At 33.7% G+C, this 13,900-nt stretch carries 17 protein-coding genes; 4 read left to right on the forward strand and 13 right to left on the reverse strand.

Translation table 11 applies throughout. The annotated features are described in order from the left end of the window. Positions 1 to 10: 10 nt before the first annotated feature. The 10 genes from H4V97_RS00115 to H4V97_RS00160 form a co-directional block, all read right to left on the reverse strand. Positions 11 to 439, reverse strand: a complete 429-nt coding sequence (locus tag H4V97_RS00115; RefSeq protein WP_209548578.1) for a hypothetical protein — start codon at positions 437 to 439, stop codon at positions 11 to 13. A gap of 2 nt (positions 440 to 441) precedes the next feature. Beyond that, positions 442 to 1,917 carry a hypothetical protein gene (locus H4V97_RS00120; protein WP_209548579.1) on the reverse strand — a complete coding sequence of 492 codons (1,476 nt, stop codon included), beginning with the start codon at positions 1,915 to 1,917 and terminating at the stop codon, positions 442 to 444. 5 nt (positions 1,918 to 1,922) lie between these two features. Next, positions 1,923 to 2,552, reverse strand: coding sequence for a DUF805 domain-containing protein (locus H4V97_RS00125; protein ID WP_209548580.1), 630 nt, complete (start codon positions 2,550 to 2,552; stop codon positions 1,923 to 1,925). Between the two features lie 145 nt (positions 2,553 to 2,697). Further along, complete coding sequence (locus H4V97_RS00130) at positions 2,698 to 3,024, reverse strand: NINE protein (protein WP_209548581.1); 327 nt, start codon at positions 3,022 to 3,024, stop codon at positions 2,698 to 2,700. Positions 3,025 to 3,384: 360 nt separating this feature from the next. After that, positions 3,385 to 4,026 carry a hypothetical protein gene (locus H4V97_RS00135; RefSeq protein ID WP_209548582.1) on the reverse strand — a complete coding sequence of 214 codons (642 nt, stop codon included), beginning with the start codon at positions 4,024 to 4,026 and terminating at the stop codon, positions 3,385 to 3,387. A gap of 118 nt (positions 4,027 to 4,144) precedes the next feature. Beyond that, complete coding sequence (locus H4V97_RS00140; protein WP_209548583.1) at positions 4,145 to 4,756, reverse strand: ATPase; 612 nt, start codon at positions 4,754 to 4,756, stop codon at positions 4,145 to 4,147. Positions 4,757 to 4,881: 125 nt separating this feature from the next. Further along, positions 4,882 to 5,745, reverse strand: coding sequence for a transcriptional regulator (locus H4V97_RS00145; protein WP_209548584.1), 864 nt, complete (start codon positions 5,743 to 5,745; stop codon positions 4,882 to 4,884). A gap of 32 nt (positions 5,746 to 5,777) precedes the next feature. Then, entirely contained in the window at positions 5,778 to 6,080 is a 303-nt protein-coding gene (locus H4V97_RS00150; protein ID WP_209548585.1) for a helix-turn-helix domain-containing protein, read from the reverse strand. A gap of 260 nt (positions 6,081 to 6,340) precedes the next feature. Beyond that, positions 6,341 to 7,183, reverse strand: a complete 843-nt coding sequence (locus tag H4V97_RS00155) for an RteC domain-containing protein (RefSeq protein ID WP_209548586.1) — start codon at positions 7,181 to 7,183, stop codon at positions 6,341 to 6,343. Positions 7,184 to 7,289: 106 nt separating this feature from the next. Continuing rightward, positions 7,290 to 8,546, reverse strand: a complete 1,257-nt coding sequence (locus tag H4V97_RS00160) for a site-specific integrase (RefSeq protein WP_209548587.1) — start codon at positions 8,544 to 8,546, stop codon at positions 7,290 to 7,292. A 1,031-nt stretch (positions 8,547 to 9,577) separates the two neighbouring features. Between H4V97_RS00160 and H4V97_RS00165 the strand changes: the two genes are divergently transcribed. From H4V97_RS00165 to H4V97_RS00180, 4 genes are read left to right on the forward strand one after another with little or no spacing between them, the layout of a single operon-like run. Further along, positions 9,578 to 10,333 carry a hypothetical protein gene (locus tag H4V97_RS00165; RefSeq protein WP_209548588.1) on the forward strand — a complete coding sequence of 252 codons (756 nt, stop codon included), beginning with the start codon at positions 9,578 to 9,580 and terminating at the stop codon, positions 10,331 to 10,333. 1 nt (position 10,334) lies between these two features. Then, positions 10,335 to 10,730 carry a DUF5675 family protein gene (locus H4V97_RS00170; RefSeq protein ID WP_209548589.1) on the forward strand — a complete coding sequence of 132 codons (396 nt, stop codon included), beginning with the start codon at positions 10,335 to 10,337 and terminating at the stop codon, positions 10,728 to 10,730. 11 nt (positions 10,731 to 10,741) lie between these two features. Next, positions 10,742 to 11,002 carry a hypothetical protein gene (locus H4V97_RS00175; RefSeq protein WP_209548590.1) on the forward strand — a complete coding sequence of 87 codons (261 nt, stop codon included), beginning with the start codon at positions 10,742 to 10,744 and terminating at the stop codon, positions 11,000 to 11,002. Continuing rightward, a complete protein-coding gene (locus tag H4V97_RS00180; protein ID WP_209548591.1) occupies positions 10,992 to 11,165 on the forward strand; it encodes a hypothetical protein in 174 nt (57 codons plus the stop codon). Before H4V97_RS00175 ends, H4V97_RS00180 begins: the two co-directional genes overlap by 11 nt. 77 nt (positions 11,166 to 11,242) lie before the next feature. Here H4V97_RS00180 and H4V97_RS00185 read toward each other — a convergent pair whose 3' ends face one another. The 3 genes from H4V97_RS00185 to H4V97_RS00195 all read right to left on the reverse strand — a co-directional run bounded on the left by H4V97_RS00185 (position 11,243) and on the right by H4V97_RS00195 (position 13,894). Beyond that, positions 11,243 to 11,662, reverse strand: coding sequence for a DUF6943 family protein (locus H4V97_RS00185; protein ID WP_209548592.1), 420 nt, complete (start codon positions 11,660 to 11,662; stop codon positions 11,243 to 11,245). 1,112 nt (positions 11,663 to 12,774) lie between these two features. Next, complete coding sequence (locus tag H4V97_RS00190; protein ID WP_209548593.1) at positions 12,775 to 13,341, reverse strand: hypothetical protein; 567 nt, start codon at positions 13,339 to 13,341, stop codon at positions 12,775 to 12,777. 232 nt (positions 13,342 to 13,573) lie between these two features. Continuing rightward, on the reverse strand, positions 13,574 to 13,894 hold the full coding sequence (locus H4V97_RS00195; RefSeq protein ID WP_209548594.1) for a hypothetical protein: 321 nt from the start codon (positions 13,892 to 13,894) through the stop codon (positions 13,574 to 13,576). Positions 13,895 to 13,900 lie beyond the last annotated feature (6 nt).

Consider the following 13,900-nt stretch of genomic DNA (forward strand, 5'->3'; position numbering starts at 1 on the left):
AATTTATTTTTTAAAAAGGTGTTTTACTAGCACGAACACTTTTGAATTTTAATACTATTGAAAAAAAGAAACTGAAAATTACTGTCCACAGTAAGTTTACCATTGAGAAATTGATATGATCTGTTATAGAGTGGGGATTACCATCTGATGAAGTGGAATAAAAGTCTTCCATTGCGGTAACACTATAGAAGTAAGCGGAAATAAAATTCACTATACCAATTACCAAAAGCCAAATAAACCAATACCTTTTTTTAAAAAAACCATTATAATTTGAAATGAAATAGTAATAGCTTGCAATAAGTACAAAAGACGTGCTGAGCATAATAAATCCTATTATTGAAAAGATTCCTGACTCGTACATGTCATCAGAAAAGTTTTGAATATAAAATAAATCTAAAGGATGAAATCCATCATATAAGGTTGCGAAAAAATCATTCATAATTATTTTTTAATGTTAATGGTTAGTTCTAAATAGTTATTGTTTTTTGACTGTGTTTCGTATGCTTCACTAATTCCCTCAATTAAGTACTTTATTCCAAATGTACTATTAGGGCTTTTTAAAATATTACTATCATCATTGGTACTGGTAGTATAAACCCAATTTGGAATTTGTTTGTTTAAAGTGAAAGATAGATTTGTGAAATTTGGTTTAGTAGATTCAAATACAATATAATGCGTTGGTTCTGCTTTAGCTTTGGAAAGCATATTTATTGAAGAAGCTCCAAGCTGTTTTTTGTCGAACTTATATATGCCTTTTATTTTATAATCACCTTCTCTAATTCTATAATTAGATTTGTCAGATACATAACTATCTTCAATAGGCACGTTGCTTAAGTCTAATGCTACTGAAAAAATAAAGCTAGAGCTATTTCTATTATTTATTGAAACGTCTTCAATGCCCTGCACTGCTCCATTATTTTTGTATTCTCTGTCAGGTTTATATCTACCGGAATCTTCCTTCGTGTCTATTACAGAATAATAAACTTCTTTAGAATAGTCTTTTAATGTTAAGTTGTATATATTCTCAAATCCTTCTACTTTGTTTTTTGATAGCTCAATATTTGAATTAAATTTCGTCATCGCTTTTTCACTTCCAATTATACTCATATAATAGGGCCTAGATATATTATTTAATTGTGTTTTTTTATTGTCTTTGTCATAATAGGTGCCATTAAATGACGAGTTCAATTTCACAATAGTTGTAGCCAATGTCTCTTTGTTTTTGAATTTTGTCAAAAAAGCATCTTTGGTTAAACTTTTTTGGTCACTTAGTAAATCCTCTGTTTTATTTCCTTCTATAGAATAAATGCAATCTGATAAAAGAATTGAAATTGTGTTTTGGGATGTTTTTGTCAATATTTGTTTGAAAATATTATTCAAATTGCTTGAATAAGTGTCGCCTACTTTGAATGTTTTTGTGTTAAGAGAATTTGAAAAATTCACGATATTACCCTCAATATTAGTCGGATATATAGCAGAATTGATAAAATTTATTTTTAAATTCTTTTCATCATAATAATACTTTAGCATTACTAATAAATCACGAATTGCCCCTTTGAATTGAGTGTTTCCTTGCACATAGCCATTCATACTACCCGAATTTTCGATATAAACATTGACAAAATAATCTTTAGATTCATCAACATTATTTCTTTTTTCAACTTTTTCGCCTTCTTTTTCTAAAAATGAAATCAATTTTACTTCATCAAAACTTCCATTTGTAAAAAATTTTTTAAATTTTCTTTCGTTGTCAAAAAGTTTTATGTGATCAATTAATTTGTCTAATTCATCTACGGTTATTTTGGAGTCACTTTTAGAATATTCCAAATAGGAATCTTCAAAGACGTCATATTCGCCACCACAACCAATAGTAGTTAAGAGAAGAGTAAAGAGTAAGAATCTAAATAGTTTATTCATTGTCATTATTTTATTTTAATAATAATATTTCCGTCACTCACGTCCAATATATTAATACCCTCTATTGTTTTTTTAAATTCATTAGAAAGATACTGACTAGTATTGTCATGCGTTATTATAATAGAACCTGTAGAATCCAATAAGGTATTATTTAAACTTTTAACAAAAGGTATGTTGCGAAGCTGACGCAGTACATCTTGAAAATTACTATGGTTTACATTTCTAACTTCCATGTTAGTAACATTGTTTTTTATTGTAGAATCATCGTAAACGGGAGGCTTAGCTACTTGTTCCGTTACTGTATTTACTTCAGTTTTTGTATACGCTTTTGGTTCGTTTTTTAATTTAGGATTCTCACCGTGTTTATTTAAATAGGTATCTCCTTCTATAAACAACATCCCTAACACATAAAATGGAATTATCTGGAACCATCCATTTTTGTCCATGTCATGACACCTCTTAGCCCCTTGTGCCCATAAAAACCATAACATTGGTATTATTGCCAAGCCCATTCCTGGATTGTCTTTTTTTGTAATTTCGATTATCGCAGTATAAAGTATTATATAGATAATGATACTTATTCCATACTCAGTTCTTCTTATTCTACCGTCAAATGAAAAAGGTTTTTTAAACATTTAATTCTGATTAAATTAATTTTTGATGTTTTCTGTTTATAATGATTACAACCAGTCTGTTTACATTAAGCGATGTAAAGAAGAGCATGCACGATTTTTTCACGAAGCTTTTATTTTGAAATATTTTTTACCTAAGAAACAGTGATTATAATAACTTTGCTTTTTTAATCTGAAATTCTTCAGCCGATATTATTCCTTTTTCCATTAATCCATGTAATTTTCCTAATTCTTCCGCGGTGTTTATGTTTCTTGTTTGATAAAGAACTGCGCCTAGATTATATTTTGCATTAAATTTATTTTCATCCATCGTCAGGAAAATAATAAAATCAACAAAGGCTATTATAGCTGGAATAAATGTCCAACAGAAAATAAGGTAAAGTAGCCCAAGACCACCTTGTCCTAGATAAAAACGATGAACACCGATCCCTCCTAAAAAGAAAGCGAAAATTGCAGCTGTTGTTTTATTTTTCATATTTTAATGTTTAAGTAGGTCCTACTCGTAAGGATTTTCGGTTACTCCACGTTTTTGATGGTTTCTGGGCTCCATATGTTTAATAATCATAAAATTTATTAACGAATATCACTTTCGGTTAAGATTTTTTATCAGACCAAACCTACACCCAATAAAAAACTATTCTTTACGGTTTCCCACATTTGAAGAAAATAAATATCTAATTTGAACTTTATTTACATTTGTTTTGCATCAAATTATAGTCTTTTGATTGGTAAATTGTAAATTAAGGTGGTTTTAAATGATTTCGCAATACCCACTTTTAGTGATATTTAACATTTTTTTAATAATCATTAATTGAGTTTTTCTTTTATTAATTATTTAAAAATTAGATGTTTGGATTTGATTATAGTTAAAATAGTTCAAGTATTCTTGGAATTCATGAAAATGAACTATTTCATTTTTCTTACAATTGCTTTGTGCAAGTTGTACCAAATGGATGTTTTTGAAGAATATCGTATTTCCTGAAAATTTTTCCAAACTAATGAATATCGCCTGCTGTAGCGTTTTGTTACTGCACCGGATAATGTGGTTTTTGAGATGGATATGAATGGTCTGTTTTTTACCGTAATTCTCCACGTTAATTGTAATGAATTTTACCTGATCCTCTTTGAGATTTATTTCTTGAATGATAAATGGATGATCTAGTTTGTTTATCCTTTTTTCAATGGTTTCTTTTGAGTCTATAAAGGCCGTGAATTTCCATGTTTTTAATACTGGAGCATTGTCCACGAGGTCAATAACTTGTTTGAATAATTTTTGATTGCCCTTAGTGGTAATTATTAATTCGAAGTGGTCAGTAGTTCTTTTAGGAAAGACAATGATAAAGTCTATTTTCCTGTAGTAGTAGTTTAGGTTTTGCTTGATCCAATAACAGATTGTCTCTTGGTTTTCAGTGGAATGATTTAGTAGGTTTTTGATGGTGTGGTGGTTGTCAAGGAACCAGTTCCAGAAGTTTTTCATTTAATTTTTGTTTCAGGTTTAAAGTTTAAAGTTTTGGGCTGCTTCTCGATATACTTTTTAAGTAAAAAACTTAAAAATCACTCGAAGTGACTCCGTTGTTTATTTCAAACAATCATTGTTATCGTTTGTCTTTGTCCGCTTTGTCAAAAGCGATTAAGTTCAGCATGTTTCTCAAGCGAGATCTGACTCGATTGCCGTAGGCGGTTTCTATTTCGGATGCGGAGAGGTTTGTGGTGATGTGGGTGTAGATTTTCTTAGATATAAAAATGTCGTATCTGGAGAGAATAATTTCTGCCATGACATTGCATTCGTTTCCAAAGTATTTGAGGTTCTTTTCGGTGCCTAAATCATCGAAACAGTAGTTTTTATGTTCAGCATGGGTGTTGTGTCCATGGCTGTAGCGCTGAATTACTTCATATCCATCTTTGATGAACTCAAAACTAATGTCCCGGCACGTTTTCATAAAGAACTTTTTATTTGGTTGAGGTACGTAGCGCATCAGAGCCATCAAAGAGGTTTTACCGCAGCCTACTGGGCCAGAAAGAAGAATTCCTTTGCTGAGGTCGATTTCAAACTTAGCTGCAGTATATTGATCATCCAGAAAATAGCAAATCAGTTTTGTGATAGTTGTGGTGTCTTGTTCTAAGAAGTGAAATTTTTCTCCAAAATCCTTTTTGCCTTTTTTTTCTAACCAAGCAATAATTTCTGGATAATTGTATTTTGATGTCATAAGGTAGTGGTAAAAGGTTAGAGATGGGGTTGATAGGTGGTTCTCGATATATTTTTTGTTTCGTTTCACTACACAAAAAAACACTTTCCGAAATAAATTCGAAATAAACGAGACTGACGAAGAAATCATAAAGGCTCCGAGTAGTTTTTATCCGTAACTGCGTGGAGATTATACGCTCTCGTTTGCTCTTTTAATGGTATGTTTTGTGGTGTTTTTAGATTAAATTTATTAGTGTTCAGCATCCAATTTCGCGCCGCTGCTTTCCAATCTTTCATTTTGGTTTTCCCACCAATGAGCCATCCGTTGCTGGAGTAATAATTGAAAAAGCGCTCTGCTTCGAACTCGGAATATTCTTGAAACTTGAAATACTCTTTGGTTAAGTCCACCGATGGGTTTTCGTCCGTTGTATCTTGTCTCTCGTCTCTCGACTGCGCTCGAGATGACACGCTCGAGATGACAGCTTTACTTTTTTCTTTTTTGGCGCAACTTTTTTTCTTTTCTTCTTTTTCTGGATTTTCAAAAATTGAATTATTATTAAAAATTTCAAACTCGGGTGTTCTCTCTATATTGTTTATATTGTTTTTAGATGTTTTTTTATTCTCTATATAGAGCTGACTATTAACCTGTTCAGTTACCTGACTATTTACTTGTTCAATTTTTGAGAAGGTAGATTCATTTTGTGAACTTGTATTTGCTGTTTCGCTTAGGTTGTAAATTTCTACTTCGGAACCCAAATAGGGGTTGAATGATGGCGTGTATTTTATAAAACCTAATTCTTGTAACTCTTTCATACATTTGTGATAGGTAGCTTTTGATTTTATTTTGGACGAAATCATAATTTCTTCTCGATTGATGGTGATCGGATTTTTGAACCGGTTGATGTTCCAGCATTGAAAGAGTGCTAAATACAGACTTATGTGAGAAGGATTGATGTTTTTTAGTGAGGCTGTTTTTTTGAAAAAGCCAGTGAGGTGTTTTATGTAATTCATATTCTGGTGATTAGTGAAAAATGATTCTAATTTTATTGATTTAGCATTTTGGCTATGTCGTCGTATTTATAGTATAGGATGCCTCCGATGCGGTTGTAATTTAGTGTTCCGTTGACGCGAAGGTTTTGGAGTGTGCCGGGTGAGATCTTGAGCAGTTTTCTAACCTCGGAAGATTTTAGCCATTGGGTTGGCTGCTCTTTTAGTGCCACTATTTCTTTAATTTCAGAAAGAATGATGTTGCTAAAGTTTAGCAAGTCTCTTTTTGTAATGGGTTGGTGGTTTAGTAGTTCTAAATTTTCTACTTCAGGGAATAGTTTTTTCGGATGTAAGTTCATCGTAATTTGTTTTAAATTGTTACAAGACAAATTACTTTCAATTGATTGGTTTCTTTACCCAAGGTAATCGCAAGGTGGGTGTTGTTTTAGGGTAAATTAATAGATTTCCCTTTGTTTCTTGAGCTGATTTTATGGAGGTATTCGAAAACGCGTTTTTTATGAATTGGTTTTTTTTAAGTTTTAGCCTAAATGGTCTGTAAAAGAATGCTAACCCAAGGTGGGTGATTGTAGGGAACTAAATCCAAGTTAAAGACCTGGAATTAGTTTTGTTCTTCTTCTACGATTTTGTTGTTGAAGTTCTCGGATAAGGAATGCAAGAATTTTGTTTTTATCGTTTTTCTGTTTTTAATGTCTTGGAAGCATCGGTATATGCTGTCGTCTAAAACAATATTAAACGTTTTGCTAAATTGACCTGCAATTTCCTTGATGTCCGTATTTCCACCATTGAACATTTTTAGGTTGTGTAAACCGTAAATAAGTTCCACCATTTCAATTTTGGAACCCGTCCAGTTGAGGTTAGATTTTGCAGTTTGATGATTAGAATTGGGGCTACTGTTTATCTCTTCAATCTTTTCTTCCAAGTATATTTCCAATATATCATTTGCAATAATGTTAGCAACCTTCACATCATGAGAAGTACATAGTTTTTTATCAAAATTTATTAAACTTATATCCAAATTGGATGTCTGTTTTTCAGAGTTTCTAATGAAATATAAATGATCATTGTGGATGCTACCGGAGCGGTAGTATTTATAAAATTCTTTGTCTTGTTTTGAAAATTGAAAACAATTGTTTAGCGCTTTTTCGTAATGCTTAATTTTAAGTTTTTTGCTATTGGACGGAGACTTGGATTCGATGTCCAAGATGCGGTTAAAGAAAATATACTTAGACGTTATCTTAAATTTCAGTTCCTTAAAAAAGTGAATTTCATCTTCTTTCGAATTGAATATAAATTTTTCTAACCATAGGAAAAGTTCTTTGAGTTTTATTTCGATATACTCTAAAGCCAATTTTGCCTGAGTGATAGGGTTTGCGTTTGTTTTTTTAATATGTTCAACTTCTAATTCAAATTCGTAAAAAAAATCATTACAACATCCCTGCATATGTTACTAAATTAGTTGTCAAATATTAATCTAAACTATGCTTTTTTTATTGCGGTAAATCTTATTTATAAGTTAAATTTTTTATAATTTCTTACAATATGTTAAATTATGCCTTTATTTGGCCTGATTTGTTAGATAATGCGGTATTTGTATTTTTAAATTTTTCCTTTAAAATCATCATGTCATTACTGATTTTATGATCCAGAATTTTTGCGTAATGTTGGGTAGTTTTCAAATTGGTATGTCCGAGCATTTTACTCACCGTTTCGATAGGAACGCCATTAGAAAGAGTAACTGTTGTGGCAAAAGTATGTCGGGCGATGTGAAAAGTAAGGTCTTTGTTAATTCCACAGACATCGGCAATTTCTTTTAAATAGGCATTCATTTTTTGATTACTCAAAATAGGTAAGAGGCGGTTTTCATTTAAGCATATGGGATGGTTTTCATATTTGTCCACAATCTGCTGTGCGAGCGGCAGTAATGGAATTTTGGAAGCGGTGTCTGTTTTTTGTCTGGTGGTAAAAATCCAATTATCGCCATCAATACCAAGGCTAATATGGGTTTTGGTTAATTGCTTTACATCGATGTATGCTAAGCCCGTAAAACAGCTAAAAACGAATATGTCGCGAACTAAGTCCAATCGCTCTGAAACAAATTCCTTATTAATCATACTTTCAATATCCGCTTCTGAAAGGAATTCCCTAACCACCTCTTTTACTTTTGCTTTGTAATTCACAAAGGGGTCTTTGTTAAGCCATCCATTGGATAAACATTGGTTTATGATTTTATGGAAGTTTTTTACATATTTGACAGCAGTATTGTTATTGCATTTTCTAACGCTTCGTAAATAAAACTCATATTCCATGATAAAGGCATGATCAATCTTTTCGATATTAATATCGGTAAGGTTGTATTTCCAAAATAGGAAGTCTTTCGTGTGTTTTAAGGAAGTCTGGTAGCGTTCTAATGTGCCGGGGGCGTATTCAAATCCCACCAGTTCTTTTATTTTTCGGTTGTGCTCCTCGAAAATAGGGATTAGCATTCGCTCGCGTTCTTTCTTTCCTTGGTATTCATTCTTGAAACTTTCATAAGTAATTTGAACTTGGTTCATGAAAAGTTTTTTCTCAGTTTCATAAACGGTTGCTCTCATTATGTCAAGTTGACCATTTATCAAACGAGCTTCCTCGCTGTTGCCTTTCATTTTAGATGCTTCTGACGACCACTTGGCTTCATCTACATAATGGCCTGAGCTACAATCAAAGCGTTGGCCGTTGATAGTTATGCGTTGATAAATTGGCATTTGTGCTTGTGCATTGACTTTTGATTTTCTCAAATAATACAGAACGGTGATTTTTGTTTTCATGTTGGTAGCCTTTAATTGATAATTAATTTACTTTAATTGTCAATACAAGTCAAGATGTTCATTCTTTGAACCCCTTTATCTGTTGGGGTTAAGAAGAAAATCGGTGCACCAGTTTTTCTCAGTGTCCCTGTGCACCGATTGTGCACCTATTTTTTGAGAAATAATGAATAAAATGAATGATTGGTAAAAAGAAAAAACCCTTTAAATCATACGATTTAAAGGGTTTTAATTCAATTTGTATTTATACTGGCGGAGAAAGAGGGATTTTACAATTCTCTATATATCACTTATAATCAGCAGTTTAAAATGTAAATTATAATTGGGTAACCGAAATCACCCCCTTTTTTATCGTAATGTATTCTATCAATTTGTGTTCAGTAAATATACAAAATATTGCAGATTTATTACAATTTTTGAGGATAAACCACACTAAAAAATGAACATGTAAATGAACCGATGATTGAACAAGTTATTAGCCTAGTAAAGTTCAAAATTTGACGAGGTTAAATAAAGTTACTACCCAATAATTAATGGTTCAACTTGTTCAATTTTTAGGCTTGTATATTGGCAGAACTCTTCTATAGATACAAGCTCATTTTGGAGCTTATTGCGTTCCTTTCGGATGTTTTGTAACAATCTAATACTTTGGCGATAGCTCTTTCCGGTAATGCGTTGTATATCCTTCGGGTAAATACACAATCTCTTATATTCTGCTTTCATACTCTATCTATAGCTTTGATTGGGCTTTGACTTACTTGAAACTCCTGTAATCCAATTTATTTGACTAGATAAAATTAGTAAAAAATCTCTTTTGTTCAGAAGGGACAATTGTTGCGGTTTTTTGGGTGGTGGGATGAGACATTTGTGCTATTTCCTGTCATTTATACCTAAAAGGGACATATGGAATAGGGGAGTGTTTTTTATGCGATTTAATTGGCTAAAATTTGTTTTAGGATTCATTGGAATTGTTGCAACGGAAAGTGGATCGAGAGACTATTTAAAACAAATTATAAACTTAAATTTTAGGAATTATGGCAAGACAAAAAGGCATAATTAAGTTGAAAGGTACTATTGGAGATATTACTTTTTACAAAACCCAAGATGGGCATTTGGCACGTGAAAAAGGAGGCATCGATGCCAGCAGAATCAAAAATGATCCTGCGTTTCAAAGAACGCGTGAGAACGGTTCTGAATTTGGAAGAGCTGGCAAGGCTGGGAAAATTTTAAGAACGGCTCTGAGAGTCTTACTTCTAAATTCTGCGGACGGTAGAGTGGTGAGTCGACTTACCCAAGCGATGGTGAAAGTGATCCAAGCGGATACGATTAGCGAGCGTGGGTTACGAAATGTAATTGATGGTGAGGCTGAATTGCTTATTGGTTTTGAGTTCAACATCAGAGGGAAACTGGGGACCAGTTTGTTTGCTCCCTATGTAGGGATAATCGACAGAGTATCTGGAGATATCAGCGTTGATTTGGATTCGTTTATTCCCGCTAATATGATTGCAGCTCCAGGAGGAACGACACATTTCAAAGTTATTTCAGCTGGTGCTGAAATTGATTTTGAGGCAGAGACTTTCGTTTCGACGAATTCTGAAACTGCTATTCTTCCATGGGATATGACAGCAACAGCGGCGATTAGTCATGTAAACCCGGTCACCCCAAACAGCACAAAACCGTTGTTTTTGGCTTTAGGTGTTGAATTTTATCAACAGGTAAATGGCCAGATGTATCCTTTGAAAAATGGATCCTACAACCCTTTAGCTTTGGTTAGCGTAAGCGGATTGTAAGATGGTTTTGGTATTAACCAGAATCTATTTTCCTGATGGAACGCAAGGGATGCTAGAATGGAACGGCACACTAGTTTGTTATACCATCGAATTGCCTTGGTTGGGAAATCAAAGGCGTATCTCTTGTATTCCGGAAGGAGAATATGTTTTGCAGAAGCGGTTTAGCCCAAAATTTAATTGGCATTTGCATTTGAGAAATGTTCCAGGAAGAGATTTTATATTAGTCCATCCCGCCAATGACGCCAAAAAAGAATTGTTGGGCTGTATTGCTCCTGTAACGCAACATAGCGGAGTAGGAAAGGGCCGTTGCTTCCGAAAAGCGTTTGAAAAGCTAAAATCTTTGGTTTACGCCGCTTTAGATCGTAATGAAGTAGTGAAAATAAGTGTTCAATCTTAAAAAGTAGTACTATGAAATTAGTAGAAAGAGTAAAATCGCCAACTCCTAAATTTTTTAGGATTTTGAGAGCCATTGGATTGGCTTTGTTGGCCATAAGCGGAAGTGTGATTTCGGCGCCGGTTGTTTTGCCTGCTGCTGTGGTAAGTATTGCAGGATATATGGCTGTGGCCGGAGGTGTTATTTCTGCTGTCAGTCAGATTACAGTTGATGAAGCAGCCCTGTTGAAGGTAGAACAAGAAATAATTCCAAAATCTAGAAGCGATGGAGACTAATCTTACTTTAAAATCGGGCACCATTTTAGGAACGTTGTTGAGTATTGCATCCAATATCTTTTCTGAAGATATCGTAAAAACTATTATCTTAGCAGTTGTTGGAGCGATAGTTAGTTTTCTGGTTTCACTTCTTTTAAAGCGGTTGACCAAAAATAAAAAATAGAGATTCAGTTTTTGTGTGGTAACCTTTACTGAATTTTATAAGAAAGCCTAAATCGCGAGATTAGGCTTTTTTTTTGTTTACCGACAGTACCTAGACAAAATACATTTTTTTAGTTCATTAATCAGTTTTAGATTTTTCTCCAGATGTTCTTTTTGTAGTTCTAGCGCTTTGATTGCATCAATATCTTTCTGATGCTGCTCGAAGTCGTAAAGTAATTGATTGACTTTTTGGTCAAATTCAGTTTTGAATTTTTTAATTCTGATAAATGGAATAACGGACCCAATAAGGTGCTGATGCCAAAATTTCATTTGCCATAGGCTGTATGCTAGCCAGTAAATCATTTCGCCGTCTTCGTCGGATGAAAAAATGATCACATAACTATTGGTAAAAGGCTCTTTTTGGGGCTTGCCGCTGTTCATTCCTTTGTTGAGAATAAAGATTTGGTTTCCCTTGTAAATGGTTTCTTTCTGATGGGTTTTGATGATGAAGTTTGGCATGATTTCGGATTTTAGATTGTGTGTCTCGCTGCGCTCGGCACCCTTATATTTTTAAAAGAAAAAGAAAAAAAAGAAAGTCGTCTAAGAAGAGGAGGTTTCAAAAGGAGTCAAGTTTTTTTGAAAAAATACTACCCGACTATTGCAATGGAAACCGATGCTTATCGACGGAGAAAAAGAGTTGTACTGAAAATGTAAGGGTGGAGATTTTTTCAAAAACCCAGAGGGCTTGAACTTTACTTTTTGAAACCGTAACTTAAATTTGCTTTCTTTTTATTTATTTTTTTTTCTTGTTAGCACAAAATATCATTGGTAAGCATTGTTTTTTAGGAGAACGTTCTTATGGAAACGGCAATCAAACACCCCCAAGCACCGCAAGGAGCACAAAAAAGTGGTGTCCCGTTTTTCAGGGACAAGGAACTTTTATTTGCGTATGAGGAGCGAAGTTGGCGGTGTTGCGGCAATCGAATAGCCACCCTAGACGCGAGAGTTAAGTGGAGGAGACCCTGATTTTTATCAGGGTAAACGGAGCGAAACGTAGCGGATAGGAGCGTGAAACGGCGGGGAAAAAATAAAACACTCCCGACTTTTTTGGAGGGAAACCTTGATTTAGGGCAAAGTGAGGTTTTTCACCGAACGGAGCCAACCCCGATGGCTGTGCGAAGGAGCAACCGCTGAAAAAATAAGGGGCGACAGACATGATACTGCTGATTGCAGAGCAGCGTAGTTTACGAAGCGGAACGGAATGAAGTTGTATTGTGGCTGTAATAGCCCCGACGAACGCAGGAAGTGACCGTGTGGAGATGAGGAACGGAACGGCGCAAAAAAAATAGCTGTCTCGCCTTTTCTTTTAGCGGGACTGCTATATTTTTTTGTGATGTGTAGTGTCTGTGGAATGGAGGGAAACCAAGCTATTTATGATTAAGATAGATCCCCTAAATTACACGAAAATTTTTTGTGGAAATATGTGGTTGACCGACTGGAACTGCCGAACGGAACAAAGGGAACGACCGAAGGGAGACCGCTTGATTGCTCGTAATGCTTAACGGAAACGTTGTTGTGATATTATCCTCTTTTCGTGGTTTGGCACACCCTTTATGATTTGTGATTCCTTTCTACTTTCGTATTTTACTGTTGAGTAATTCTTCTATTTCTGCTGCAGTTACACCATAAATTTTAAGTAACTCCTTTGTTTTTCTGACTGTAAGTTTGAATTCTTTTTTTGCTTGATGAACCGCAAATTCTAAGCCATTAAAATCAATTTCTTCTGGAGTAAAACCTCTGTTTTCTAACTGTAACAGATGATAAACCGAATAGTTCATTGGTAACTTAATACTTCTTAAAATTCGATCTGACTCAAAAAAAGTGGATTTTGCTTTAAAGGAAGTGACCCCTATTTTAATGACATTATCCAATATAAAACAATCTATTATTAAATTGTTCCAAGTTTGAACAATGTTTTTGAAATAAAAGAAGCCTATTGTTGCTTTAGCAGTACTTTTTGTTTCACATTTGACCTCAATTCTTGATCCAGGAACAACCAATGTTAGTAGACCATCTGTGATTGTTAATTCAATGACTGTGCTTTGATCCCACTTGGATGCAGCTCCTAGCGTTTTAGCTATTTTTATTAACTCACTTTCTAATTTTGATTTTCTAATGGTAAAACTTGCCTGATTCATACTTTGAACGTTTAAATAAAAAATCTCCTTACTGATTTATAGAACTAAGATATACTAAAAAACAGACAAAATATTGTTATCCAAATTTAAAAAGTACTGTTATTCATCATCTATGACATCATCATTTTACGAGATAAATCAAATTAGCGAAATGACGCAACCGGCAGCATTGCGCTATGAATACATATGCAAGAAGGGATTTTTGACCAGTTGAATGAGATTATTAAATCAACTAATCTAGATACATTGTTATACGAAATGCTAGTTTTTTGGCTTTGCAACTGGGGCAGTAATTTCCTTCTTCATTAAAATATAGATCAAAATTATTGAATCTTTTATCATTATAATTATCGCCTTTTAATTCATCATTTGAATAAAATAGATATTTCCCAGAATCTTTATGATCAAAATGATTGATATTTTCGAATTCTAGAGTTTCCTTATTAATAGCAGGAACGGGGCAATTAGTTTTATAGCTAAATCTACCTCCTCCAACTCTAAATTCATTTTTAAAACCGCAGTTACGGCATAATGAAGCTACTATATTTCCCATTTTAGA

This window comes from Flavobacterium sp. CG_23.5, assembly GCF_017875765.1.
Classification (GTDB): domain Bacteria; phylum Bacteroidota; class Bacteroidia; order Flavobacteriales; family Flavobacteriaceae; genus Flavobacterium.

Coding starts and splice junctions, on each gene's coding strand:
- H4V97_RS00180 (WP_209548591.1), top strand. CDS start 10,992: ATGGAGACTAATCTTACTTTAAAATCGGGCACCATTTTAGGAACGTTG.
- H4V97_RS00155 (WP_209548586.1), bottom strand. CDS start 7,183: ATGCAGGGATGTTGTAATGATTTTTTTTACGAATTTGAATTAGAAGTT.
- H4V97_RS00195 (WP_209548594.1), bottom strand. CDS start 13,894: ATGGGAAATATAGTAGCTTCATTATGCCGTAACTGCGGTTTTAAAAAT.
- H4V97_RS00120 (WP_209548579.1), bottom strand. CDS start 1,917: ATGAATAAACTATTTAGATTCTTACTCTTTACTCTTCTCTTAACTACT.
- H4V97_RS00185 (WP_209548592.1), bottom strand. CDS start 11,662: ATGCCAAACTTCATCATCAAAACCCATCAGAAAGAAACCATTTACAAG.
- H4V97_RS00175 (WP_209548590.1), top strand. CDS start 10,742: ATGAAATTAGTAGAAAGAGTAAAATCGCCAACTCCTAAATTTTTTAGG.
- H4V97_RS00135 (WP_209548582.1), bottom strand. CDS start 4,026: ATGAAAAACTTCTGGAACTGGTTCCTTGACAACCACCACACCATCAAA.
- H4V97_RS00125 (WP_209548580.1), bottom strand. CDS start 2,552: ATGTTTAAAAAACCTTTTTCATTTGACGGTAGAATAAGAAGAACTGAG.
- H4V97_RS00165 (WP_209548588.1), top strand. CDS start 9,578: ATGGCAAGACAAAAAGGCATAATTAAGTTGAAAGGTACTATTGGAGAT.
- H4V97_RS00160 (WP_209548587.1), bottom strand. CDS start 8,546: ATGAAAACAAAAATCACCGTTCTGTATTATTTGAGAAAATCAAAAGTC.
- H4V97_RS00115 (WP_209548578.1), bottom strand. CDS start 439: ATGAATGATTTTTTCGCAACCTTATATGATGGATTTCATCCTTTAGAT.
- H4V97_RS00145 (WP_209548584.1), bottom strand. CDS start 5,745: ATGAATTACATAAAACACCTCACTGGCTTTTTCAAAAAAACAGCCTCA.
- H4V97_RS00150 (WP_209548585.1), bottom strand. CDS start 6,080: ATGAACTTACATCCGAAAAAACTATTCCCTGAAGTAGAAAATTTAGAA.
- H4V97_RS00190 (WP_209548593.1), bottom strand. CDS start 13,341: ATGAATCAGGCAAGTTTTACCATTAGAAAATCAAAATTAGAAAGTGAG.
- H4V97_RS00130 (WP_209548581.1), bottom strand. CDS start 3,024: ATGAAAAATAAAACAACAGCTGCAATTTTCGCTTTCTTTTTAGGAGGG.
- H4V97_RS00170 (WP_209548589.1), top strand. CDS start 10,335: ATGGTTTTGGTATTAACCAGAATCTATTTTCCTGATGGAACGCAAGGG.
- H4V97_RS00140 (WP_209548583.1), bottom strand. CDS start 4,756: ATGACATCAAAATACAATTATCCAGAAATTATTGCTTGGTTAGAAAAA.